This is a genomic window from Capilliphycus salinus ALCB114379 (genome assembly GCF_047276495.1).
Taxonomy (GTDB): domain Bacteria; phylum Cyanobacteriota; class Cyanobacteriia; order Cyanobacteriales; family Microcoleaceae; genus Capilliphycus; species Capilliphycus salinus.
The window spans coordinates 4,817,293-4,842,225 of sequence record NZ_CP178543.1 but is presented as its reverse complement, the minus strand read 5'-3'; the positions used below and the strand labels follow the sequence as shown (position 1 = coordinate 4,842,225).

Genomic DNA, 24,933 nt, shown 5'->3' with positions numbered 1-24,933 from the left:
AATTTTAATCAAGGGTAAATCTAATGAACTCCAACGACAATAAAACACCTCTCGAATATTACGAACGAGCAATTCAAGAGTTAATCAACACTCGCGAACAGCTTCAAACCGAGTTAGAAAGTCTCAAACAGTTGAAGGATGAATTAAAATCCACAAAGGATGAACTTGCAAAAACAAAAGCGGAACTCAAAGAAGAAATTAAAGCCACAAATGCCGAATTACAAAAGCAAAAAGAAAAGTTCTATAGAATAGAAAGCGGTATTTTTGCAGGAAGCATTAACAAAACTAAGGGATGGAAAGGAACTCTGAGTGATGCAAAAGGAGATAATCGCTTTATTCGACAATACATTGAGTTTGAGAAAGCCTTCAAAAACCCTCCAAAAGTTGTAGTGGGAATCTCTTATGCTAACGTTTCTAGAGAAGCTACTCATCGATTAAAAGTTAAAGCTGTTGATATTGACTGCAAGGGGTTTTTTTTAGAAATTCATACTTGGGGACATACTGAAGTTTTGGGATGTGATGTTAACTGGTTGGCTTATGGTTTGTAGTTGTGCGACCGCACTATCTTAATTGTTTGTAGGATTTGAATAAAGGATAAATCTAATGAATTCCAACGACAACAAGACACCGCTAGAATATTACGAACGATCAATTTTTGAGTTAACCAACACTCGCGAACAGCTTCAAACTGAGTTGAAAAGTCTCAAAGCGTTGAAAGCTGAATTAAAATCGACACAGGATGAACTTGCAAAAACCAAAGCGGAACTAAAAGAAGAAATTCAAGCAGTAAAGATTAACTTTCAAGAACAGCAAAAACTATTTTCTAAATCTTTCAAGTCATTTTTTGTTCATGCAAATTTAGAACAAGAGCAAAATTACACCAATAACACGAACTGGGAAACGGTTGTCAGCTATAATCTAGATGTATTAACCGATAGCCAAGTTAACGTTATTGCTCACGGTCATGGATATACAGAAAGCTATAAAGCTCCTCTCGATATCCGAATCTTTATTAATGATGAAATTTACGATGATAAAAACTGGGGGTTAGGGATTACTCATTCCCACAGTTGGCAAACTCTTGTTTGTATTTTTATCAAAGTTTTAACTCCCGGAACCCATAAAATCGAACTCAAATATCGTTCTCGAATGGGTAAAAAATCGGTTCATTTGAATTATCCATCTCTACTGATTATGCTATCACCTATCAATAACTGAGCAATTTTTTAGTTGTTTATATTCTGCGCTAAAGCGCAACAACGAGCTTAGTTTTCTGTAGATGTTGAATTCAATTTCTCTAAATACACCTTCCGACAGAAGGAATTTGAGGAAATAATTGTTAAGTTGGGAGATGAACGTTAAAGAGGAATAAATAATGGCGAATACAAAGACAAAGAATTCGCAAAATTTACCCGAAGAAGTTGCTCAAAATCCAGGGGCGAGAACGGCAGAAATTAATGCTAATCCTAATGCTACCGCAGAAGAAACTGAAAATGCAAGAGCCGGAGATGCGCCCAGTGGTGCGGGTGGAACTTCACCGAGTACGGTAGAATCTCATGTTCCCAGTGAGGATAGTCCTGAGTCTACCGACCTTCCTTCTGGTAATCATCCGGATAATCGATAATTCAAAATAAATTAAACTCGATGTACAACTCTTTTTAGGGGTGCAATTTTTGCGCCCTTATTCTATTTTCGAGGTTGACGCTAAAAAAACCCGGTTCCGATGAGTTACCGAGTTTGTATGGGAATGAAATCTTTATAAATTGCACTATTGACTTTCTAACCAGTTTACTAAATCATCTCGGTTGGTAAAGTCTAATAAAGCCTCACTTAATGTTTCTAATTGAGTGATAGATAACCCTCGAATCGTTGCTTCTAGAGTTGCGTCAATCTCACCGATTCTTCGTCTGAGTAAGCGTAACACGATTGTCGCTTCTCCTTCGAGTCGTCCTTCTTGTAGTCCTTGTTGTCGTCCTTGTTGCAGTCCCTCTGCTAAACCCTTTGCTGTCGCCTCGGCGACAATTTCCTGATAAATTACAGACTCTTTCACAATTTCCTCCCGCAGTAACCGTTGAATAACATCTTTTTCTAATAATAATCCAGCTAGAATTGAAGTGGCTGCTGTGACGTTCCTTCGTTGGCGTGGGTTGCTTAGGGTTTCAATCTGTTGGTTGATTTGTTGCAGGGTTTGAACCCGATTTTCCGTCTGACCCAAAATAGCTAGAGGTAATAAACCGGGAAACTGAAGTAATTCTTCAACGGGTTGTTCCCAAAGGCGAATCACTTCAAATTCGTGGCGAGTTCCCTCTATGGCGAAAACCGTTTGTTGAACTAATTCTGAGTTTGTGGGTTTGAGATAAATAACCACTTGTCGCATTTGTTTTTGAGGATAGCGACGATAAATTCTCAATCGATAATCGACCATCCGAAAGGGAATTTCTGGGTCGGGTTGGGTTTGAAATTCCAGATGCAGAACGGTATCTTGAGATTCTAACAAAATTAGTGCATCGGCGCGAATAGGTTCCACCATTAATTCTGATGGACTCAACTGGGTTAGTTCAATGGATTCTCCGAGTAACCATTGGGCAAAATCCTGACTATAATTTTCAGCGAGGAACTTGCAAACGTTGTCGTACATTCTGCTAATTTAACCCCCTCAAACCGTTAACTCTTAGTCTTTTTTTCAGTCCTAAGTTAACCCTTTGCGAAAACAAATAATTCGCTCTACTTCCACATATCCTAACGCTAAATGCGCCTGTAAACTGACCCCGTTATCTAACTCGCAATCACTCGCCATTTCTTCAATTCCTTGCTGTTTTGCCCAATTTTCCGCCGCCAAGACTAACGCTTTCCCCCATCCTTGACGGCGTAAATCTGAGTCAACGTACCATCCCTCAATATACCCAACCCGAGAAGTTGTACACCCTTCGGCATAATTGCGAACACTTGCTTCTAGAAATCCCCCTAATTTGCCGTTGGGTCTTTCTATCACAAATGTTGCTAAATTTGGGTCATTTGTGCTATAATAATGGTCGATTTATTGGGAATGTTCCGCTAAATTTTCTTCTAGATTTTTCTCGGGAGAACACCACAACTGATTCCGCATTCTCAACCATTCGCTATAATCGCTTTTTTGCACCTGACGAACTTTCATAAGGGTTAACAAAATTCTGAATTATATATGATAAATTATGAGATAAAATTCGGTTGATTAATGCGTGTTCTGGGGGCGGGGCGGGTTTAGCTAAATCTCGGAGTGGTCGTATAGATTTTGTAGAACCCGCCCCTACAGAAAAATGATTGATTCGGGTTAATATTCGTAAGGATTTCTCGGTTCGGGAATTTTAGTTAATTCTGAATTATATATGATAAATTATGAGATAAAATTCGGTTGATTAATGCGTGTTCTGGGGGCGGGGCGGGTTTAGCTAAATCTCGGAGTGGTCGTATAGATTTTGTAGAACCCGCCCCTACAGAAAAATGATTGATTCGGGTTAATATTCGTAAGGATTTCTCGGTTCGGGAATTTTAGTTAATTTTGTTGCTTTTATCGTTAATCTTCGTTCGCCGGCAATGGTTTGTGTGGTCATTTCCCCACCGACTTCTAACCAACTATCTTGAGGATAATCTTGGCGGCTAGTATCGGGTGGAAGCAACACCGGTATACCCACCGGATAAGCATCAGCCGCACAGCAAGTAATTACAAATCTAGATAACCACAAATACCCTTGAGGAAGGGAAGGCGGATAAATAATAAAACCGATTACATTTGCCTTTTGACCTGTATAAGCGTCGGGTTCGGGGTTAACATTTAACATCCGTACCCATTCTATCAGCGATCGCTCCTCGGGTCTGGCGGCAGTCCGAAATTCTTGGGGTTGGGTGCGAGTCGTCGGTAAAGATTCCGTTAGCCCCCGTTGTAAGGCCGTGTGGCTGCCGAAAGTGCGGGGGGTGATCCACAACCCCAAAATTGCCGCAGCGAGGAAAAGAACGCTACTCCAGCCGGGAGGAAACAGGCTAATATGTTGAACGTTTTGGGATGTTTTGGGTTTTTCCGACTCAACGGTATGGGCTTGTACGACTTGCCAAAATTTTACACTTCCGATGCCAATTAATCCTATTCCGCCAATAATTGTTAAAGCGAAATAATTGGGATGAATCAGAATATTGAGTTTGCCGGTTATCCAATATTTTAATAATAAAATACCCCAGGCTAAAATAGCGATCGGATCGATCCAGGGTTCTACTTTTTCCCAAAGGGGAATCATGCGGCGGCGGGCAGTATTTAAGCGACGATAAACCATAGAAATTAACTGAGGTTTAAATTCACAATCAAGGTCAATATAAAGGTCATTTGTGCGGCTAATATCATTAAATATACAACCGCTCGCGGCTTAAATACCGATAACATTAGACCGACAGTTTTAATATCAATCATCGGCCCAAAGACCAAAAATGCTAACAGCGAACCGCTGGTAAATGTGGCGGCAAAAGACAGGGCAAAAAAGGCATCAACGGTTGAACAAATCGAAACAACTCCCCCCAATAACAACATTGCCACAATGGAAGAAACCGGCCCGTGTCCTAAACTGAGAATAATTTCTCGGGGCATTGCCACTTGAATCAAAGCGGCGATCGCACTACCAATGACCAAAACTCCGCCCAACTCCCGCAATTCTTGTACCATATTTTCGACCATCAAGCCCAGACGTTCTTTAGAAGGGCGCAAAAATAGCGATCGCAATTTAATTTTGGGGCGTTTTTGGAGTTTTGAAGTCTTTTTGTCGGTTGTGCCGAAGCCTTGTGCAGTTTGCCAAAAGGGAATAGACTCTAGCCTAACGGGTTGTTCGGCCGAACCCAACAAATAAGTCCCCGGTTGCAACAACGGCGAACTTTCACCGGCTTCGGCGGTTTTTTTATCGTTCATCCGAGGGGGCGGTAACAGACGGGCGATCGCGGGTTGGAGGATGGGGCGCAGGTCTTTTTGGAAACTAAACACCCAACCGAGTAAAGTGGCAATAATCAGCGATAAGAGGACGCGCAGAAAAACAATTTCCGGTTGGTCGCGAAAAGCTATCCAGGTAGACCATATAACAATAGGATTGATCGTCGGGGCGGCGAATAAAAATCCGATCGCCGCCGAAGCGGGTATTCCCTGAATGATAAACCGACGGGCCACCGGAACGTTGCCGCATTCGCACACCGGAAATAAAAATCCGACCAAACTACCAAATAACGCCGCTAATAGCGGATGAGAGGGAACCAATGACAGCAGTTTGCGTTCATCGACTAATTGATTGAGAATGCTTGAAAATAAGACTCCCAATAGCAGGAATGGTAACGCCTCAACCAGTAAGCTGAGAAAAAGCGTAAACCCGCTATTAAGCTGATTAATTAAGGTTGATTCCATGCCTCATCAAGTTTGAACAGGGCGCACCCGGTTGGGAGTTGGCGTGGCATTGTACAGACGTGCTTTGGCCCATCTCTACAGTTTAGGTGCTGAAGACCCGTGTGCCTCACCCCACTGGGATATTAACAATTTATGGACAAAAGCCATTTGAGTGGTAGAGGGAGAAGCACATCAAGATGAAAATGCCAAGACAATTTGGCTAGAAACTTTTATTCTATCCGATGATACCATTTACATGGCAATTCAGTTTTCTAACCCCTCCAATTCTTATCCGGAATATTGCCCCCTTTTGGAAAGCGAAAATTTAGTGAACCGCAACGGGTTCGGGGACAATAACGGGGCGATCGCCGGATAACCCAAATGCCCGGTGAACGGCCTGTAACGCTTGTGTACCCTGTTCTTCATCCACTACACAACTAATTTTAATTTCTGAGGTGGCAATCATGGAAATATTAATTTTTTCTAGGGCCAACGCTTCAAACATTCGCGCCGCCACACCGGGATGATCCACCATTCCGGCGCCGACTACACTCACTTTGGCGATCGCTTTGTTAACGACAATTTCCCCACATCCTAACTCGTCTGTCGCCTCTTCTAACACCTTTTGGGCAACATCTGCATCCACTTGTGCCAAAGTAAAGGCAATATCGCGGCACAAAACCCCATTGACTTGATGACAGCGTTGAGATTGAATAATCATATCGACGCTAATGTTATGTTTGGCTAACAGTGCAAACACTTTCGCGGCCATACCGGGACGGTCGGGGACGTGACGAATGGCTAAACGGGCTTGATTGCGATCGAGGGCAACTCCCCGCACGGGCGGTAAAGGTATTGTTGAAGCGGGGGAAGCAGAAGCGGCCAGGGAAGCCGAAGAACCTAAATTCACTTCAAAGTGCTGACACAGGGCTTCTACGGCGCGATCGCAGTCAACGGCTGAGATCACACAACTGACCTTGACTTCGGAAGTCGAAATCATTTGAATATTAATCCCGGCTTCGGCTAAAGTGGTAAACATCCCCGATGCCACATTCGGACGCCCGATCATTCCCGCCCCAACAATGCTGACTTTGGCGATCGGCGTTTCATCCCCTTTCACTTCCGGTTGTCCCAAATTGGGATCTTCGTTTTCGCCCAAAGTGGGTAATAAAGCATCGGCTACGGCGATCGCTTTGTTGTAGGAATCCTTGCCGACGGTAAAGGTGATATCGTTAATATTGCCTTCGTGTATCGACTGAATAATCAAATCCACATTTAACTGCTGTAGGGCAATTCCTCCAAACAGTTTCGCCGCAATACCGGGGCGATCCGGCACCCGCAACAGAGAAACCGCCGCTTGGTTGGTGTCAAATTCCACCGCATCGACGGGGTGAGTTAATTCTAACCCTTCTAGGGGTCTGGGTTGACGGGTTGGGGAAGTCACGCGGGTTCCCGGTTCATCACTCCAACTCGATCGCACCACCAACGGCATCCCGTAATTCCGGGCAATTTCCACCGCCCGAGGATGCAACACCTTCGCCCCCAAGCTGGCCAATTCCAACATCTCATCGCAGGTAATTTCCGTCATCAACTGGGCTTCGGGAACCAGACGCGGATCGGTGGTTAAAATTCCGGGGACATCGGTATAAATTTCGCACTGGTCGGCTTGCAGGGCTGCTGCCAACGCCACCGCCGACGTATCGGAACCGCCCCGCCCGAGGGTGGTAATTTCTAATTCTTCCCGGCCTGTAATCCCCTGGAAGCCCGCTACAACGACAACTTTGCCTTTTTTGAGGTGACGTTCTATTCTATCGGTTTGAATGTGGAGAATTCGGGCGCGAGTGTGTTCGGCTTCGGTGACGATACCGACTTGGGCGCCGGTCATGGAAATGGCGGGTTGTCCCATTTCTTGGATCGCCATACTCATCAGGGCTATGCTGACTTGTTCGCCGGTGGAGAGTAACATATCCATTTCCCGACGGTTGGGTGTTGCGGAAATTGCGGTTGCCAGCTTGACGAGTTGATCTGTGGTTTTTCCCATCGCCGACACGACGACAACGACAGAATGTTCTCGGGCTGTTTTGACGATCCGTTGAGCAACCGCTTGAATGCGTTCAACCGATCCGACTGAGGTACCACCGTATTTTTGAACAATTAGCATAGCTACTTTGAGAATATCACGGGAAATGGAACAGGGAACAGGGAACAGGGAACAGGGAACAGGGAATAGGGAATAGAAAACAGTCTTTACTTTTGCAAGAGCGCATGAGTGCCTTCTGACTTCTGAACCTCCCAACTCCTGACTCGGTGACTCCTGACATCTGTTAGACTGTCTACTGTCCAAGCTGTTGACTTCTTCTGCTCCATATTTTAGACGACAGGATATCACAGGAAATATTTTTTAGCAGATTTTTCACGGGGCTTTCATCAGTGAACAGTTAACAGTGACCAGTGACCAGTGATAAGTGACCAGTGATAAGTGACCAGTGATAAGTGACCAGTGATAAGTGAACAGTCAAGAGTAAACACTGATAACTGGTAACTGTAAACTGTAAACTGTAAACTGCCTATTGCCTATTGCCTATTGCCTCTTGCATACTCTAACTGAAATTCATCAAATTTTACCACTTCGGAGTCCGGTTGTCGAGTATCAAAATAGTAGCTACTGACGCTTCCGGTGGCGGTGTCAAAAATACTAAAGGCGGTGATATCGTTACTGGCAATATAGGGTAAAGGTTGACCGTTTTCTGATAAAATTGGTCGCAGATTGGGGAGAACAGGTTCTAAATTGTTCGGATCGCCAACGGCACTATAATTTTTAAGTTCAAAACCGGGAGGAATAAAGCGTCTTTTCTCCCCCAAATAAGCCCCGTAGGTGTTTCCGACGTTGGATGATTCTAAAAAGTTGATTCCGGTTTTACCCACAAAACGGTTCCACAAATGGGAATGTCCGTAATAAACGAGTTGAACTCCGGCTTGTTCTAATAAAGGGATAACATCTCGAATAATATAATCTTCTGACTTGGGATATTCATATCGAATCATTTGAATTGTTCCGGCGTCATCTCGGTCTATAATTTGTACCGGGTCGGTATAAGGCGGAAGAATATTGTCGCCGAGAGTATGGGGCGGATGATGAAACATCACGACTTTATATTTTGCTTGTTTAAACTCGGGGCTGTTTAATTCTTGTTGTAACCATTTATATTGTTCGCTACCTTTTTTTATCGGTTCAAAGATATGCTGTCCATAACCCCAATTTTCCGGTTGGTTAAATTCCCGATCTCGTTCTCGAAATCTCCCCCTAACGTTTTGATTTAAACCCGGATTTCGCCAAATATTGGTAATGTATAAACTCACCAAGCGAATATCACCTAATGTCACAGCGTAATAGTTTTTATTATCGCCGGGTAAGGTAAATATTTCGTCGAATGTATCGCTGTTAAAGCTATTGTTTATTAACCATTCTTTTTTGATATTTTCGTCGTTTTTTGGGTTTATTTTTTGCCGATTATTTTGATAAAGTTTCTCGGCGGCTTGGCGGGGATAGGGACTGTTGAACTGTTCGTTCAAATCGATATCCGTTGAAAACTTACCCATCACTTCATGGTTGCCAATTCCCGGAAATAACGGTACATTCTGAATAAGCTGACCTCCTGTGTAGGTGGTAATTACACCGTTTTTTTCCAGTTGGTAATTTCCCCGACCTTGCAACAGCGGAAAAAAAGCACCGCCCCGGTTATCATCAAACCATTCGGAAGCGCGATCAGGAATATTAATTAAATCTCCAGCCAAGAAAACCGCATCAATATTATCGACAGTTTCCGTAACTTTTTGTAAGTTCGCCGCAGTCATCGGTTTTAACTGATGATCGGAAGTTAATAATATTTTTAAAGGGGTTCCCGGTTGCGGTTTTGCGGCTAAAGAAAATACCTCGCTCTTGACGGTTCCGCCTTGATTTGTTACGCTAGTGACTTGATAGGGAACTCGCACGCCTGGGGTTAAACCGGTGACTTCGGCTTCGTGTCGCCAAATGTCGCGGAGGGTTGGTTTTTGGTAAACGGTTCCGTCTTCGGTTTGTTCTCCGACTCGGGATTTTTGATCTTCTCGAATGCGGCTGAGTTTAGTGGTTTGAGCGATCACTTTTTGGTTTAAATTTTCCCCGTAACTGACGAGGTGACGGGAACCGGGAAACTCGGTAAACCACACCACTCGCACAGAATTTTCTGTCGGAAGTTGTAAAAAAGGATCGGTTAAAAGTTTGGGTTGCGGAAATAGGAAAATCATCGCCAAAAGCAGTATAAATAGTGTAAGAATTAAAACAGCTATGATCCAAAGATTCCGGGGTGAGTCCGGGGTGATGGGAGTTTGATTTGAAGCTGACGACATGGTAGAGTTCTGGCTGTTGATGAGCAACCGATTGCTTTTCAGTCGAGTTGAGTGTTATAATAAATAATAGGAGCCAATCTAAAAATATTAACTAACCGCGATTCTAGCGAAATTTAAATCCATAAAAGAGCTTCCTCTTACCTATCTTTTCTCGGTAAGAGGAAGCTCTAATTTAGTAACACGTTAAACTAGAGGAACTGTCAGGTAGGCAGCGAGAACGAAGAACGAAAATAGACACAAAGGAAAAAACATGACTATACCTCCTGAACTATAAGGTTATGATTAGAATTTCTTCTCCTATGTATAAATATTACCTAAACTTGCAATTTCGTCAAGGTGGAATCTGAGAAATTTTTCACCCGGAAAACCTGTAGAGTAGGACATCTAACCGGAGTCCCCCAACCCCCGAAAGTGGGTTCCGGTGACAGGATAAACCTGACTTCTCAACTTCTCTAATTTTATTTGTCAAAAGGTTCTCAATTCGTATAAAAATATAGAAGTCAAACACCTGATGCGACTTCCCTCTAGATAGTTATGGCCAGTTCAGACCAGCAAAAGCAGAAAGTTAAAGAACACCTAGCCCGCAGTCTAGGAACGTTCAGCCAAGCTTCATCAACCTCGTACAACCCCTTGAGTTCATCCGATGAACGCAAACGTCGAGTGATGGAGCATATTCGCCTTAGCAAAGGCTAAACTGTAAACCGGGTATAGTCCTGTGATGGGCGATGTTCTACTTCATCGTTTATCCGGGCTGTACCCAATTTATGGTATTTTAAAATTAACCGATAAAATTTGTCAAGCGATCGCAGGCGATTGAGTCCTAAACTGCTACAATTTTTAACACGCATCAAATATTTATCTATGTCTTTTCACCATCAAAACCTAGAAGCTTTTCTGCAATTGTTGAAAGAAAAACCCCGACTTTTTCCCCCATCTAAACGTCAAGAATTAGTAGAGTTAATCACACCTTTAGAAGATGAGATCGAAACCTTGTCCGTTGCCCTAGCCAAATGGTATGAAAAAAAAGATGAAATTGTTGACGCCCAGTTAGAAATTCTGAATCATTTTATTTTAGTTAATAACAATAACTCCGAAGGAAAATCAACTTCAGCCGCCGCACTTGCACGTTTTCCGGGAACCAAAGCGGGTTCAGTTTCTCAAGCCAAACCGCAGTTAAACAAACAGACATTATTATCCTATTTAACTTAACGGTTTGAACGCTTAAAAAATAAACTCAACCTTTAATTCCCAGTCCTTTCCCTGTCGAATAATCTCAATTTTACGGATAAATTCTCGAAAATAAAATCTTCGTTCAGTTTCCGATAAATCTAACCAAAATTCCCGAATAGAAACGGCTTTTGCGGTTTCAACTAAACTCACCGGGGGAAATTGAGCGAGTTTTCCTTGCAGTTGGGCTATCTCTGTTTTTAGCTTATAAGTTCGCAGTTGGGCGGTTTCTTCATCTAATATTCCCGTTGCGGTTAACTGGGGAAGTTGAGTGAGAATTTCTTGTTTTGTTGTTAGGGTTTGCTGAAGTTCTATTTTAATTCTCTCTAAATTGGGTAATTCTAACTCAGAAACCGCCCGAGGTAAATCTTCACAAATTCGTTGAATAGTTGCCTCTAAAATGTTATTATATGATAGGGCTTTACACTTGGGTTGACGGGGGCAAGCGGTCGGGCGAAGATACAAATATTCCCGAGTTTTGCGATAGGTTGTCACTCGGCTAACCGTCATCAAACAGCCACATTCTCCGCATACAGCCAAACCCGCCAACGAACGGGGCGCACTTGCGGTTTTTGGAGACATTCGTTGATTTCGCCGCAACAGTCGATCAATTTGGGCGGCTTCTTCCCGTGATAAAATTGCAACGTGGGTATTGAGAAGAACTTCCCCATTTTTATATTCTAAATCTCCTCGGTAAACGGGATTTGTTAACCATCTTCTCCCGGTTGTCACCGAGATTTTCTTGCTATATCGCCTTTCCAAATATCGCACCGCACCCCGCAACGAACCGTATATTAAAAACCGTTCAAAAAACTCTTTAACAACCGGGGCTGTTGCGCGATCTAAAATATAGCGTTCTTTCCCCCGACGATAACCGTAGGGGGCTTTTCCGGGGGGTGGCGTGGCTTTGATACGGTTGCGGGCGTGTCCCTGGCGGATGCGGCGACTGCGTTGACTGGTTTGAATTTCGGCGATCAGTTTAATTAAATCAACTTGAGTCGCATCAGAAATTGAACGATTCAAATTAGATTCTATGGCAATAATTTTAACATTTAATGCTTCCAATTGCAAGAGGCGATCGCTAACTTGTTTTAAAGTATCTCCCAATTCTTCAAACCGTCGAATTAACAGATATTCTGTCGGTTCAGCTTCGCAGTCTGCTAACAGTTGATCCAGTTGTTGACGTTCTCCCAAATCTTGATAAACCCGATCCACTTCCCAGCCCCAAATCATCCGGTTAGGCGGTGTTTCTAACAACGGATCACTGTAGGAATAAGCAATAATTTTCATGGGAGGATTTAAGCTTGACTCAGTTCGATAATATTGCCATCGGGATCTTGAACAAATAACGCCGCCCTCCCCGATGAACTCATTTGAAAAATGCAGTTATTTTCGGTTAGTTTTTGTTTGAACGCTTCCAAGTTATCAACAGAAAAAGCGAGATGTCGATTTCGTCCCCATTTTTCATTATTAACCACATCGGGAATTACCGCAGGCGCTTGAATTAAATGTATTTGAAAGTCTCCCACTTGATACCAACTTCCGGCAAATTTGAGAGAACGTTCGGTTTTTGGAAGTTCGAGAATTGTTCCATAAAAATAATCGGCTTTTTCTAAATCGGAAACTAAAATCGCCGCATGGAGAGATTGAGTAATTTTCATCATCTACACCTAAGTAACAAACAATCACTTAATTTCCGTGATATTACGGATTTTAATCTAAAATGACCTGGCATACAATATTAGATAGAAGGAGAATCTAAGCTGATATCAGAATTTCAACTCATCAGTTAGTACCGAAAACAATGCCCAATTCTGTAGATTCAAAAATCAAAACTCGTCTGTTGCTGATGCTGTGGGACTTAGGCGGCGCAACCGATGAAATCAAGCAAAGTGATTTGATGAAGTCGGTTAAACAAGGTAAAGAGAAAGTCGCCACCTATCAACCCGTACTAGACGAATTAAACGAAAAAGGTGCGATCGCGATCACAACCAAAAACCGATCTGTTAAAGTTTCTCTAACCGATATTGGTTTGCAGATTTTAGAGGCTTCTCTAAAAAGTCCTGACTTTGAATATAACGCCAGACAACGGGTGAGAACGAAGGATTTTAACGCGGTTTTGCGGTGGTTGCGACAGATAAATAATAACACAAAACAGGTCAATCCTCAACCCTCTATCTCAGAAAATCAGATTACATCTTATGATGAGTTTAAGTCCGTCGCCTTGGAGGTTTACGATCGCCTCAACCGTGATTTCAATTATGACAATCTGGTGCCAATTTACCGGATGCGTCGGGAAATTGGGGAAAAAGTCACGCGATCGCAGTTTAGTGATTGGATGTTGGAAATGCAAGCCAATGACTTGATCCAACTCATAGGCGGTGAGATGACAGATATTACCCCCGATAAAGCTGAAGACTCGATCAAAACCGAACTTGGAGGAATGCGCTATTACGTCAGACGGCTCAGTTTCTAATTGTAAATTGTTTGTAAACCTTAAATTTTTACGACAGTACCATGACACATTCAAACGTTCATTCTCCCCTCGAAGATATCAAATTAGCCCTTTTGGAAAATAATCCTTTTAGCGATCATAGTGTGCGCCATAACCACATTTGGAATTACACGATTACTGATGTCAAATCTCTCAATGCTGACGCCTCAAATGCTGTTCTGCAAGCCCTCAAACAAAATCAAACAACCTCAATTGTAGTGACTGCGGAATATGGAACAGGAAAAAGTCACATAATCAGCCGCCTTCGCCATCAATTGCAAACTCAGGGTAATACGTTATTTGTCTATGCCAATCAATACGGAAATCTCGATCAAGATATCAGACATAGCTTTCAAAAAATATTAGCTAATAGTCTGAAAGAATTAGGTCATCAAGAGGTAAAACAATGGCAAGAGTTAGCAACTGCAATGGTTAACCATGTTCTTAAAGTTGTTAATCCCCAATCAAATCAGTATGATCCTTCCAGTTTGGTTGAGAAGTTTCAAAATGCCTCATCGAAATCTATTTCAAAAAAACTTGAGCAGTTCACTAGAGCTTTTCGCAAAAAAATAGCTGACAAAAATCCTGATATTATCAAAGCGATATTCTGGACACTTTCATCTGAACAGTTTCCCTATGCAGTTAGCTGGTTAGCGGGTGAAGAAATTGCTCAATATAAAGCAAATGAATTGAGACTCCCCACTCAATCCCAATCCTTTGAAACCGTCGTTGAAACTTTAGATATTATCAGCCAGTACAATCAAATCTTGATTTGCTTTGATGAGCTAGATAGCCAAGAATTTAATGAATTGGGCTTTACTAAAGCACAAATTGTTGCTGGATTCATTAAAGAACTGTTTGAGAACTTAACCAATGGCGTTATTCTCAGCGTAATGTTACCTGCGGTTTGGCAAGATAAGATTAAAAAAGCTCGTCTATCTTGGCAGAAAGTTTCCGCTTATGGAGAACCACTCAACTTGAAATTTATGGATGAAGAATCAGTTGTTGAGTTAGTAAAATTAAGACTCAGCCAGTTGTACAAAGAAACAAATCTCACGCCCCCTTATGCGCTTTATCCATTTGATGAAACAGAATTGCGAAAACTTGGAAAAACTAAATCTGAAACCGTCCGAACTGTTTTAACTTGGTGCAAAGAAAAACTTCCTCAGCTTTTAGATAAAAAAGAAAATCCTCCCGAAAATAAAGTTCAATCTGCTTTCGATATAGAAATGCAACTGGAAATTGACAACTATATTGATGATAACTACTCAATAGCAGATGCTTTATTATTTGGATTTCGAGGGTTAATTGGTCAAACCGTTGAGCGAGTTTTGATTCAAGATGTCACTGAAAGCGTCAAAAATAAATCTGCAAAAGACAACTATATCAACTTTAAAATCATTGGAACCGAAGACGGAAAAGAAGTCAAAATTGGGGTGGCGGTGTTACAATACACGGGAGGAAATTCATTAGGCGCTGGACTCCGAAGATTAACCCAACCCGAAAACTTTGGGATTGAGTTAACCCGAAGTTGTTTAGTTCGTTCCAAAGACCGAAAAATGACTCCCTATATTCAGAATACATATATTACACCTTTGATCGATAAAGGCGGAGAATATGTTGAACTGAAAGAAGATGAGCTTCAACCGCTCATTGCAATTCGTTCGGTTTACAATAAACGGGAAGTTGAATATCAACTCACAAAAGAAGAAATTGAACAATTTATTGCTGAAAAAGGTGCTGAAAATTTATTGGGCGCGAGTAATCCTTTACTTCAAGAAATTCTCAGCGATCCTTCCTATATTGTCCCTGATGACATGATCGAAGAAGAACAGTTTGACTTGGGTGAATTATCTTTTGAAGAAGATGATGCTAGTGATGAACAAGATTTAGCAGATTTTTAGTTTAGTTTAAAAGGAAATAAACGTGAGTCAATCTGTTTCAATTGATACTGCTTTGCGTGTACCCGCTCCCGATGTGGAAGCGTTAAACCAAGGGCGAACTATCTTAATTATCGCCGGAATTTTTATTAATCCCGACAGACAGTTCGCTCTTTATCCCGCAGATACATCATCCAACCCCCTCCCAAACGAACAATATTATCGGCCGAATTTTTTACCAACGGTTCATCAGAGTTTAGCCGAATTGGGTTCGGAAAAAGTTAGAATTAAAAGTTGGGCAAAATGTGAACTTTGTCAAATCGTTAACGAAGCAGAACGGTTTGATTTGTTATCTCAGTTAACGGTTTGGACAGAGGAAGCTTTACACGCAAGTTTAGCCAAGCGAGGACATTTTTTTCTAACCTATTTGCGGGTTTATCAACTCAGTCAACCGTTGGAAGTTGCGGTTAATTCTAGCCCCCGCTTTCTTCCGCTTTCTCCAACTTTAACGCTTAGTGAAAATAACCCAATTTTAACTAACGAAGCTTTTGAGCAAAGATACCGTCAAATACTCAACCGTGAGCCTCCATTATATCCCGAATTAGAAGCATTACAAATGGCAATTTCTCAGTTAGCCATAACTGATTCTGGGGCGAAACAATTAGATGAGCAAATTCAACAATTTATAGGTTGGAAAACACAAAAAATAACTAAACCTTTACCCGATTGGATTTCTACAATTAATGAGTTGGGAACCGCAGAAACAGGCGGAAAATATGAAAAAGGAACTGCCTTTGAAAATATCGTTCGTCAAAGTTTGGCGTTTTTGGGTTTTGAGGTTGATACCGATGCAAAAGGCGGTGCGGGTGGGATGGATTTGTATTGTCATAAACCCTATCCAATGGTGGGAGAATGCAAAGCAGGTAAGAGTCTTCCTGACTCTACAGCAGAACAACTCTATCGAATTGGTATGAGACATTTAGGTAGAGAAAGCTATACAACTGCTGTTAAATTAATTATTGGCCCAGGTAAACCTACAAGTTATCTTGAGAAATCTGCACAACAATCTATTATCAGTATTATGAATCCCATGACTTTACAAAACTTGGTTGAACTTCAAGCAAAATATCCCGGTTCGGTTAATCTATTTGAACTGAAAGATTATCTAACAGCCGGACAAATTGACGGTGAAATTGATAAATATATTGAAAAAGTCAAACAAGACATTCAACTGCGAAGTAAAATTGTTGAAGCCGTTAAACTGTGTCAAGAACAAACAAAACAGGACGCTGTAAAAGTAGACGTAATTTATGGTGCTTGTCTAACATTGAATATGCCTCAAGAAAATTTATCAGGAATTTTGATAGAACTGTCATCACCGTTAACGGGTTATTTAGGACGAAAAATAGACGATAATGGGAACTATCTATTTTACTTTCTGCGGGAACTGGAAATTAATTAAACCTCTGTAGGGGCGGGTTCCGCAATAACTTCTCGTACTTAGAAACAATTGTTATAAACCCGCCCCACCCCAACAATTATAGCGGTGTGTGTTCGGATGAGGTACCACGCCAAAAACCCGGTTTCTTTAATAATACACATTATCTATTTGAGGAAGCCGTAGAATCAACCGGGTTTTTTTAGTCTCTACTGAATTAATTCCGGGGACGGGGCGGGTTTATTTAGATTAATTATAGGTAACAAAATTCACGTCGAACCCGCCCCTACAACACGGGTTTGGTGTAAAAACCCGCTCCTAGATTTAATCAATTATTTTCAGTTTTTTGGGGGCGGCGTTTGCGGAAAATACCCGTCATCTGTAAACCCGTCACCAACAACACAATTAAACTTAATCCTACTAACAAAACATAAATCGGTCTGAGCGCCGGACCCAGGTAAGAACCCTGATGAATTCTCAGTAAAAAACCCACCTGATCCGAAGACAACCCAAACCAGGCTTTTCCCAGTCGATAACCGACGCCGGTAACTGCACTAACCGCCAGGGGAAGCAATGCAATGGGAGCGATAATTTGGTGAAATCTCCGCTCATTTAGCTTAACAGATTTCGATTGTTTGCGCGGCTTAATTAACGTGAAACCGCTCACAATCATCCCCAACAATCCCAGCCCCACCAACAAAACGTAAACCGGAACCAGGGGTTTTCCTAAAAAACGTCCTTCGTGGAAATACATCATAAAACCGCCAAATTTGCCCGGTAAACCGAACCAAGTTAGACCAATCCGGTAAGAAATACCCGTTAAAGCCGAAAGCAGCAGAGGAATAAACAGAATCGGCGCAATTTGGCGGTGAGTTTTTCGGAAATTCATCATTAAAATATCCTATTTTGTGTTAAATTAATCTTAGACTTCTGCCCATTTTCGCAGCAGGTTCGCGTGGGTTTTTGAGAGCAAATCAAACTCTATAGTTTTGCCGTACTTCTCAAACATCGCCCGCCGAACGGTATCGAGATCGAATAAAATTTCGCGGCGATCAGCATCCCGAACAATACTTTGAACCCAGGTTACAGCAGCCAGTCGAATTCCTTCCGTCACTTCACTAACACAGTGTAAAAATGTGGAAGGATAAACAATCATTGAGCCGGCATTTAATTTAAAAGACTGTTCGCCCAAGCTGGTATCTATGATCAGTTCTCCGCCGGAATAACTCTCGGGAGCGCTCAAAAATAAGGTTAGAGATAGATCGGAACGGGTTAAATTTTCATCCCCCATCAGAGCATTATCGGTATGCAATCCGTAGGACATTCCCGGTTGATAACGACTAAAAAGAATCGGGCGAATTGACTTCGGACGAACGGCCGCTTGAAACAGCGCATTGCGTTTAAGTGCCTGATTGACCACCGCCTTCACCTCGGCTGCGGCGTCCGTATTTCCTTTGAGTTGATAGTTGTCTTTAACGGTTTTGGCGAAGGTGCCGGCCGTTAGTTTTCCGTCCACAAATTCCCCGGTTTTAAGGATTACGTGAATCTGTTCTAACTCTTGAGCGGTGAGGACGTTATCGATGGATAAAATCATGGCACTTAAACACAGTATAATTGAGAGAAAACTTGAGTCGAACTTAAGTTTTTGATTGGATGTATCGCCGGGAATTATGATAAAGAACGGGATTGCTTTTCCCCGGATTCGCCCCCTTCGTCGGATTCGTCGGATTCGTCGGATTCGTCGGATTCTCCAGATTCTCCAGATTCTCCAGATTCTCCAGATTCTCCAGATTCTCCAGATTCTCCCCCCGAAGCCCAAAGGAATGAATTAACCCTTTGAGACTGTGCGGCTTTGGCGGAGGGTGACGGGGTGGGGATCGCACTGGACTCGTCGCCGCCTTCCTCGCCACCACCGGCGTCGGTTGTTCCGCAGGCGGCGAGACTGGTGGCCAAACCAATGCTCAGAAACAGTGCAACGGCTTTGGAGTTCATAAAAAATTCCTCGAAATGTGACAGTTATGACCACGATAGGCAAGAAAAGTAAAGAACTCGGAAAGGTGCCATGATTTTTTTAAGCCGGGGGTCGGTAAACTTGAAAGGGGCTACCGATCCGGGGTAAACTGATAATGATAATTTTGCCCCCGTGAAGTTGGCCGAGGGTTTTCGCGATCGCCTCAGTAATTTTAAAATTGTCCCAGACTAACAGAATTTTTATTATTGTTATTCTTCTGTTTGTTCAAAGTTCACCCGTTCGTAGATTTCTTTTAATGGAATCTGTAACTCAACGGATTCTAACGTTAATATTGCTTCTTCGCCTTCGTACTCTTTGAATAACCACTGATTTTCGGCTTGTTTTGAATATTGTTCGAGATGATAGCCGGATTGATCGATTAAAATATATTCTTGAAAACTGGGAATTGAACGATAGGAACGGAACTTATCCCCTCGATCATAACTTTGAGTTGATTTCGATAATACTTCCACAATTAACAAGGGATTTGTGAGAATATCCCGGCGATTTTCTTGAAAAATAGGTTCACTTTCAATTACCATAATATCAGGATAGGTGTAAGTTCTGGCGTCGGGAATCCATAATCTTACATCACCAATATAAACCTCATAATCTTGGTCTTGAATGGTTAAAGGAAATCTTTTGTAGAAATTTCCAGCAATTTTGTTGTGATTTGTTGTTCCGCCAGCCATAGGTATAATTTCTCCATCCCGATATTCGTTTTTAAATTCCGCTTGTTCTTCGAGTTTTAGGTATTCTTCTGGGGTATAAGTTGGTTTTTCAGTTTGTGTCACCATCAAACGAACCTCGGCGTTAGTTTCTTTTATTATATAAGGCTATTGCCACAATTTGAACTTTTTGTCAAGCCGAAAAATGCGATCGCAATGTCGAGAAAACCTCACCCGATTTTAAACAAATATCGCGTTATCTTAAACAGAAGAAGTCAACTCAATCAACCCATGAAAGGCAAACAAGTCTTACTCACTGGGGGAACTGGGGGTCTCGGCATGGGCGTCACCCCTCTCGTTATTTCCCAAGGTGCAAAAGTCACAATTCCTTATCGTAGCGAAGCGGAAGTCGAACGTCTAAAAGGCATCCTTTCGCCAACTGATTTTGAAACGATTCGATTTGTTTCTGTTAATCTCACCGAAGAATCTGCCGTTCAACAACTGGTAGAAGATATGGGACGGGTCGATGTTTTAATTCATTTGGTTGGGGGGTTTGCGATGGGAAAAGTTCACGAATACAGTTATGAAAACTGGAAAAAAGACTTTGATTTAAACCTACATACAACATTCCTGGTTTGCAAACATAGCCTTGCCAAAATGTTACAAAATGGCTACGGACGAATTATTACAGTGGGTTCGCGGGGTGCCGTCCAACCGGGGGCGCAACTGGCATCCTATTGTGCCTCAAAAGCCGCAGTTGTTGCGTTAACTCAGTCTATTGCCGAAGAAACCAAAGGCACGAATATCACCGCCAATACTGTCCTTCCGAGTGTTATCGATACGCCGAGTAACCGAGAAGCAATGGGAGATGCCAACGCCGACCAATGGGTCAAACCCGAATCTATCGGTGAAGTGATTTGTTTCCTGGCGTCTGAAGAGGCCCGAGATATTCGAGGCGCAACGGTTCCCGTTTATGGCAATATTTAAAGTAGAGAAAAAATCGTCAAGATGGGAGGTGTTGAAGAATGATATCGATCAATTTCTCGGATTGAAAACAGACCTTTGTCTATTCAATCGCCGATCATCAAAGCCTTTAAACAAATCTTCTTAAATTTTTGCGATTTCTTCTCTGTCTCAAGATAGACGGATATCGTGCATCAAACCCATTAACCTTGTAGAAGTTGCCAAAACGTTGACAATTTCCAAACCGAGGTAGGGTAAATTCAACCTAATTTTTTGAAAATTGCCAAAACTTTAGCAATTGATACACCCAACAAAATAGACCACAGAACCGTAAAAATATGGCAGTCAAAGACGAAAAACCCAAATTTCCGAATAATATCCCTCTGGGAAGTATCTTGTTATGGTTAGCAGGATTAGTTCTGCTGGCTAATATCTTTTTACCCGGTTTATTCGGAGAGAATATTCCGCGAGTTCCCTACAGTTTATTTATCGAACAAGTTGAAGACGGACAAGTTACCCAAGCTTACATCGACCAAAATCAAATCCGCTATCAACTCAAACCCGAAGGCGACCAAGAAAAAGGACAAGTTCTGTCAACCACGCCGATTTTTGACCTCGAACTTCCCAAACGTTTAGAAAACAAAGGCGTACAATTTGCCGCCGCCCCGCCCCCTCAAAATAACTGGTTTACCACGTTGCTGAGTTGGGTAATTCCGCCGTTAATTTTCGTTGGAATTTGGATAGGTATCGGCCGCTTTTTACAAAGTCGTGCCGGCGGCGGTTTGGGCGGGCCGCAAGGTGCGCTTTCTATTAGCAAAAGTCGGGCAAAAGTTTACGTTGAAAACGAATCCACCCGAGTCACTTTTAAAGACGTTGCCGGCGTAGAAGAAGCCAAAGCCGAACTCGAAGAAGTGGTCGAATTTTTGAAATCTCCCCAACGGTTTACCCAAATTGGGGCGCGTATTCCCAAAGGTGTTTTACTCGTCGGACCTCCCGGAACCGGTAAAACTTTGATGGCGAAAGCCGTAGCCGGAGAAGCGGGCGTTCCCTTTTTTAGCATTTCCGGTTCGGAGTTTGTAGAATTATTTGTTGGGGCGGGTGCGGCGCGAGTTCGCGACCTATTTGAACAGGCGAAAAAGAAAGCGCCCTGTATTATTTTCATTGACGAATTAGACGCCATCGGCCGTTCTCGAAATTCCGGGGGTATGTACGGCGGAAACGACGAACGCGAACAAACCCTCAACCAATTGTTAGCAGAAATGGACGGGTTTAGCGCCGGAGAAGCTACAGTAATTGTGTTAGCTGCAACCAACCGCCCGGAAGTTCTTGACCCCGCTTTGTTGCGTCCCGGACGCTTTGACCGTCAAGTTTTGGTTGACCGTCCTGACTTGAGTGGACGCCTGCAAATTCTGGAAATTTACGCCCAGAAAGTGAAACTCGATGTTGATGTTAACCTGAAAACCATTGCTGCGAGAACTCCTGGTTTTTCTGGGGCTGACTTATCCAACCTGGTTAATGAAGCCGCCCTGTTAGCCGCCCGTCGTCGTCAGGAAAAAGTCGCCCAAGAAGACTTTTCCGAAGCCATTGAACGGGTTGTCGCCGGGTTAGAGAAGAAAAGCCGGGTTCTCAGCGACAAAGAGAAGAAAATTGTCGCCTATCACGAGGTTGGCCATGCAATGGTGGCTGCTGCGGTTGGTGACTCGAAAAAAATCGCCAAAATTTCGATTGTTCCTCGCGGAATGGCCGCTTTGGGTTATACCCTGCAACTGCCCACCGAAGACAAGTTCTTGATGAGTTCCGAGGAAATTAAAGCCGAAATTGCCACGTTATTGGGCGGACGTTCGGCTGAGGAGGTGGTGTTTGGCAGTATTACCACCGGCGCGTCCAACGACCTGCAACGGGCTACAGACCTGGCCGAACGCATGGTCACGATGTACGGCATGAGTAAGGTGTTGGGGCCGCTTGCCTACGAAAAAGGACAACAAAACAATTTTCTGGGCGATAATATGATGGGAAACCCCCGTCGTAATGTCAGCGACGATACGGCAAAAGCCATCGATGCGGAAGTCAAGGATATTGTTGAATCTGCCCACAATAAAGCCCTGAATATTCTCAAAAATAATCGGGATTTGTTGGAAACCATAGCCCAAAAAATCCTTGATGTTGAGGTGATTGAAGGCGAAGAGTTGCAAAATCTCTTGAATCAGATTCAATTTGAACACAAACAAGCCGCAACGGTTGGTTAAAATAATAGAAGTAGGGGAATTATCCCCCCCCGGATTAAAAGTCCCTTTGAAATTACATCCCCCCTAGCCCCCCTTTATCCCTCCGCCTACGGCACCTCCCTTAAAAAGGGAGGCAAGAGGAAAACTGGATGCCAAACTCCCTTTTGAATTCGATCCCCCCTAGCCCCCCTTCAAAAGGGGGGAACTGAACTTAAGAGTCCCCTTTTTCAAGGGGAAGAGAGGGGATAATAAGTCCCCCTTTTTAAGGGGGATACAGGGGGATATTTAAGGGAGATACAGGGGGATCTTTAAGGGGGATTTCGGGGGATTTCACCCCTACTGATTCTCCGCTACCCCTAAACCTGCGATGAGTATTAAAAAAAAGAAATCTCGATTCCCCGACTCCCAACAAATTGGTAAAATTTTATTAATTATTTCTGGGATATTGTTTGCAGCCTATTTGGTTCTGCCCCGTCAACAAAAAGTGCCGCGTGTTCCCTACAGTATTTTTATTCAACAAGTCGAAAATGGGCAAGTTGCCGGGGTGCAGGTGGGAGATAATGAAATTCGCTATCGCCTCAAAGGAGAAAATCAAGAAGAATTTGGGCCGTTACTGTCCACAACTCCCATTTTTGATCCGGATTTAGCCAAACGTTTAGAACAAAATAAAGTGGTCTTTCAAGCGGCACCACCTCCGAAAAATAGCGGGTTTTATGTGCTTTTGAGTTGGATTATTCCGCCCTTAATTTTAGTGGCGGCTTTTCAGTTTTTAGGCAAACGCGACCCCGAAGGTTCCCTCTCAATTCGCAAAAGTAAGGCTAAAGTTTATGTTGAGGGAGAATCTGATAAAATTACTTTTGCCGATATTGCCGGAGTTGAAGAAGCAAAAACCGAATTGGCGGAAATTGTTGATTTCCTCAAAAATCCCAAACGTTACACCGAAATTGGGGCGAGAATTCCCAAAGGAGTTTTGTTAGTTGGTCCGCCCGGAACGGGTAAAACGTTGATGGCGAAAGCCGTTGCTGGAGAAGCGGGTGTTCCCTTTTTTAGTATTTCTGCTTCCGAGTTTGTAGAATTGTTTGTGGGGACGGGTGCGGCGCGAGTTCGTGATTTATTTGAACAGGCGAAAAAGAAGGCGCCTTGTATTATTTTTATTGATGAATTAGACGCGATTGGTAAGTCTAGAAGTGGCGGTGGCGGTTTTCAAAGTGGTAGCAGCGATGAACGGGAACAAACCCTCAACCAATTGTTAACTGAAATGGATGGGTTTGGGGTTGGAGATCAAACCGTTATTGTACTGGCTGCAACTAACCGCCCGGAAGCTTTGGATGCGGCTTTATTAAGACCCGGAAGGTTTGACCGACAGGTGTTAGTTGACCGTCCAGATTTGGCGGGACGCAAAGCTATTTTAGAGATTTATGCTAAAAAAGTTAAACTGGGAGAAGATGTGGATTTACATCAAATTGCCACCCAAACTCCCGGTTTTGGCGGCGCAGATTTGGCGAATTTAGTCAATGAAGCGGCGTTATTGGCGGCTAGAAATCAACGTCAAACCGTTGCCCAAGAAGATTTTCAAGAAGCCATAGAACGGGTTGTCGCCGGCTTAGAAAAAAGAAGCCGGGTTCTCAATGAAAAAGAGAAGAAAATTGTCGCCTATCACGAAGTCGGTCATGCTATTGTTGGGGCGTTAATGCCGGGGGGCGGAAAGGTTGCTAAAATTTCTATTGTTCCGCGTGGAATTGGGGCGTTAGGCTATACGTTAAGATTGCCAACCGAAGACCGTTTCTTGATGGATGAAACCGAATTTCGCGAACAAATTGCCATGTTACTCGGCGGACGGGCGGCTGAAGAAATTATCTTTAAAACAGTTACAAATGGGGCTTCTGGTGACCTGCAACGGGCGACAGACTTGGCTGAAAGAATGGTTACAACCTATGGCATGAGTCAGGTTTTGGGACCGTTAGCTTATGGGAAAGAGGGAAAAGCGAATTTCTTGGGAAATAAATCAAATACTCGTCGAAATCTGAGTGAAAAAACGGCCGAAGCGATTGATAAAGAAGTGAAGGAAATTGTGGAGACTGCCCATCAGTTGGCGCTGGATATTTTAAATAAAAATCGCGCTTTACTTGATGAAATTTCCGGTCATCTTTTAGCCAAAGAGGTGATTGAAGGGGAAGAATTGCAAGCTTGGCTGGATCGGGTTCAGCCTGTCAATTGAGATAATTTTATTAATTTGTTTTCAGAGAAAT

Annotated in this window: 25 protein-coding genes; 12 read left to right on the top strand and 13 right to left on the bottom strand. The window is 42.9% G+C overall.

The genetic code is table 11. The features are described 5' to 3' along the window. Window positions 1–23: 23 nt before the first annotated feature. The 3 genes from ACL6C3_RS19565 to ACL6C3_RS19555 all read left to right on the top strand — a co-directional run bounded on the left by ACL6C3_RS19565 (window position 24) and on the right by ACL6C3_RS19555 (window position 1,624). Complete coding sequence (locus ACL6C3_RS19565; protein ID WP_413160707.1) at window positions 24–548, top strand: H-type lectin domain-containing protein; 525 nt, start codon at window positions 24–26, stop codon at window positions 546–548. A gap of 55 nt (window positions 549–603) precedes the next feature. Continuing rightward, complete coding sequence (locus ACL6C3_RS19560) at window positions 604–1,218, top strand: hypothetical protein (protein ID WP_413160706.1); 615 nt, start codon at window positions 604–606, stop codon at window positions 1,216–1,218. Between the two features lie 157 nt (window positions 1,219–1,375). Beyond that, window positions 1,376–1,624, top strand: coding sequence for a hypothetical protein (locus tag ACL6C3_RS19555; protein WP_413160705.1), 249 nt, complete (start codon window positions 1,376–1,378; stop codon window positions 1,622–1,624). Between the two features lie 144 nt (window positions 1,625–1,768). Here ACL6C3_RS19555 and ACL6C3_RS19550 read toward each other — a convergent pair whose 3' ends face one another. The 4 genes from ACL6C3_RS19550 to ACL6C3_RS19535 form a co-directional block, all read right to left on the bottom strand. Beyond that, entirely contained in the window at window positions 1,769–2,638 is an 870-nt protein-coding gene (locus ACL6C3_RS19550) for an Rpn family recombination-promoting nuclease/putative transposase (protein ID WP_413160704.1), read from the bottom strand. Between the two features lie 51 nt (window positions 2,639–2,689). Next, entirely contained in the window at window positions 2,690–2,992 is a 303-nt protein-coding gene (locus tag ACL6C3_RS19545) for a GNAT family N-acetyltransferase (RefSeq protein WP_413160703.1), read from the bottom strand. A gap of 502 nt (window positions 2,993–3,494) precedes the next feature. After that, on the bottom strand, window positions 3,495–4,268 hold the full coding sequence (locus tag ACL6C3_RS19540) for a TIGR03943 family putative permease subunit (RefSeq protein ID WP_413168372.1): 774 nt from the start codon (window positions 4,266–4,268) through the stop codon (window positions 3,495–3,497). A gap of 41 nt (window positions 4,269–4,309) precedes the next feature. Then, a complete protein-coding gene (locus ACL6C3_RS19535) occupies window positions 4,310–5,410 on the bottom strand; it encodes a permease (RefSeq protein ID WP_413160702.1) in 1,101 nt (366 codons plus the stop codon). A 151-nt stretch (window positions 5,411–5,561) separates the two neighbouring features. Here ACL6C3_RS19535 and ACL6C3_RS19530 point away from each other — a divergent pair, with 151 nt between their 5' ends. Next, window positions 5,562–5,765: a hypothetical protein gene (locus tag ACL6C3_RS19530; RefSeq protein ID WP_413160701.1), complete on the top strand. Its 204-nt coding sequence runs from the start codon at window positions 5,562–5,564 to the stop codon at window positions 5,763–5,765. Here the strand turns inward: ACL6C3_RS19530 and ACL6C3_RS19525 are convergent. Then, window positions 5,715–7,550 carry an aspartate kinase gene (locus ACL6C3_RS19525; RefSeq protein ID WP_413160700.1) on the bottom strand — a complete coding sequence of 612 codons (1,836 nt, stop codon included), beginning with the start codon at window positions 7,548–7,550 and terminating at the stop codon, window positions 5,715–5,717. The genes ACL6C3_RS19530 and ACL6C3_RS19525 overlap by 51 nt on opposite strands. A gap of 413 nt (window positions 7,551–7,963) precedes the next feature. After that, window positions 7,964–9,676, bottom strand: a complete 1,713-nt coding sequence (locus tag ACL6C3_RS19520) for a metallophosphoesterase (protein ID WP_413160699.1) — start codon at window positions 9,674–9,676, stop codon at window positions 7,964–7,966. A 636-nt stretch (window positions 9,677–10,312) separates the two neighbouring features. On the opposite strand from ACL6C3_RS19520, the gene ACL6C3_RS19515 reads away from it, so the two are divergent. Continuing rightward, window positions 10,313–10,471 (top strand): hypothetical protein, encoded by a 159-nt coding sequence (locus ACL6C3_RS19515; RefSeq protein ID WP_413160698.1) that lies wholly within the window; start codon window positions 10,313–10,315, stop codon window positions 10,469–10,471. Here the strand turns inward: ACL6C3_RS19515 and ACL6C3_RS19510 are convergent. Next, on the bottom strand, window positions 10,468–10,626 hold the full coding sequence (locus tag ACL6C3_RS19510; protein ID WP_413160697.1) for a hypothetical protein: 159 nt from the start codon (window positions 10,624–10,626) through the stop codon (window positions 10,468–10,470). The genes ACL6C3_RS19515 and ACL6C3_RS19510 overlap by 4 nt on opposite strands. 13 nt (window positions 10,627–10,639) lie before the next feature. Here ACL6C3_RS19510 and ACL6C3_RS19505 point away from each other — a divergent pair, with 13 nt between their 5' ends. Then, window positions 10,640–10,987 (top strand): hypothetical protein, encoded by a 348-nt coding sequence (locus ACL6C3_RS19505; RefSeq protein WP_413160696.1) that lies wholly within the window; start codon window positions 10,640–10,642, stop codon window positions 10,985–10,987. A 12-nt stretch (window positions 10,988–10,999) separates the two neighbouring features. Here ACL6C3_RS19505 and ACL6C3_RS19500 read toward each other — a convergent pair whose 3' ends face one another. Together ACL6C3_RS19500 and ACL6C3_RS19495 are read right to left on the bottom strand one after the other, a co-directional pair. Then, window positions 11,000–12,295 carry a recombinase family protein gene (locus ACL6C3_RS19500; protein ID WP_413160695.1) on the bottom strand — a complete coding sequence of 432 codons (1,296 nt, stop codon included), beginning with the start codon at window positions 12,293–12,295 and terminating at the stop codon, window positions 11,000–11,002. An 8-nt stretch (window positions 12,296–12,303) separates the two neighbouring features. Next, the gene (locus tag ACL6C3_RS19495) at window positions 12,304–12,666 is read right to left on the bottom strand and encodes a VOC family protein (RefSeq protein ID WP_413168371.1); all 363 of its coding nucleotides are present in this window, start codon (window positions 12,664–12,666) and stop codon (window positions 12,304–12,306) included. 143 nt (window positions 12,667–12,809) lie between these two features. On the opposite strand from ACL6C3_RS19495, the gene ACL6C3_RS19490 reads away from it, so the two are divergent. Genes ACL6C3_RS19490 through ACL6C3_RS19480 form a run of 3 tightly spaced genes read left to right on the top strand, consistent with a single transcriptional unit; the run spans window position 12,810 to window position 16,841 of the window. After that, window positions 12,810–13,481: a hypothetical protein gene (locus tag ACL6C3_RS19490; protein WP_413160694.1), complete on the top strand. Its 672-nt coding sequence runs from the start codon at window positions 12,810–12,812 to the stop codon at window positions 13,479–13,481. 41 nt (window positions 13,482–13,522) lie between these two features. Beyond that, window positions 13,523–15,403, top strand: a complete 1,881-nt coding sequence (locus tag ACL6C3_RS19485; RefSeq protein WP_413160693.1) for a P-loop NTPase fold protein — start codon at window positions 13,523–13,525, stop codon at window positions 15,401–15,403. Between the two features lie 22 nt (window positions 15,404–15,425). After that, window positions 15,426–16,841: a DUF1802 family protein gene (locus ACL6C3_RS19480; protein ID WP_413160692.1), complete on the top strand. Its 1,416-nt coding sequence runs from the start codon at window positions 15,426–15,428 to the stop codon at window positions 16,839–16,841. A 304-nt stretch (window positions 16,842–17,145) separates the two neighbouring features. On the opposite strand, the gene ACL6C3_RS19475 is transcribed toward ACL6C3_RS19480, so the two are convergent. From ACL6C3_RS19475 to ACL6C3_RS19460, 4 genes are all read right to left on the bottom strand, one after another. Beyond that, window positions 17,146–17,709, bottom strand: a complete 564-nt coding sequence (locus ACL6C3_RS19475; RefSeq protein WP_413160691.1) for a PepSY domain-containing protein — start codon at window positions 17,707–17,709, stop codon at window positions 17,146–17,148. 30 nt (window positions 17,710–17,739) lie between these two features. Continuing rightward, entirely contained in the window at window positions 17,740–18,411 is a 672-nt protein-coding gene (locus ACL6C3_RS19470) for a Fe2+-dependent dioxygenase (RefSeq protein ID WP_413160690.1), read from the bottom strand. A 74-nt stretch (window positions 18,412–18,485) separates the two neighbouring features. Continuing rightward, window positions 18,486–18,809: a hypothetical protein gene (locus ACL6C3_RS19465; RefSeq protein ID WP_413160689.1), complete on the bottom strand. Its 324-nt coding sequence runs from the start codon at window positions 18,807–18,809 to the stop codon at window positions 18,486–18,488. Window positions 18,810–19,037: 228 nt separating this feature from the next. Next, the gene (locus ACL6C3_RS19460; RefSeq protein WP_413160688.1) at window positions 19,038–19,625 is read right to left on the bottom strand and encodes a Uma2 family endonuclease; all 588 of its coding nucleotides are present in this window, start codon (window positions 19,623–19,625) and stop codon (window positions 19,038–19,040) included. 42 nt (window positions 19,626–19,667) lie between these two features. On the opposite strand from ACL6C3_RS19460, the gene fabG reads away from it, so the two are divergent. The 3 genes from fabG to ftsH all read left to right on the top strand — a co-directional run bounded on the left by fabG (window position 19,668) and on the right by ftsH (window position 24,902). After that, entirely contained in the window at window positions 19,668–20,483 is an 816-nt protein-coding gene (gene fabG / locus ACL6C3_RS19455; protein ID WP_413160687.1) for a 3-oxoacyl-ACP reductase FabG, read from the top strand. A gap of 314 nt (window positions 20,484–20,797) precedes the next feature. Then, the gene (ftsH4, locus tag ACL6C3_RS19450; protein ID WP_413160686.1) at window positions 20,798–22,705 is read left to right on the top strand and encodes an ATP-dependent zinc metalloprotease FtsH4; all 1,908 of its coding nucleotides are present in this window, start codon (window positions 20,798–20,800) and stop codon (window positions 22,703–22,705) included. 346 nt (window positions 22,706–23,051) lie between these two features. Continuing rightward, a complete protein-coding gene (gene ftsH / locus ACL6C3_RS19445) occupies window positions 23,052–24,902 on the top strand; it encodes an ATP-dependent zinc metalloprotease FtsH (RefSeq protein ID WP_413160685.1) in 1,851 nt (616 codons plus the stop codon). The last annotated feature ends 31 nt before the right edge of the window (window positions 24,903–24,933 follow it).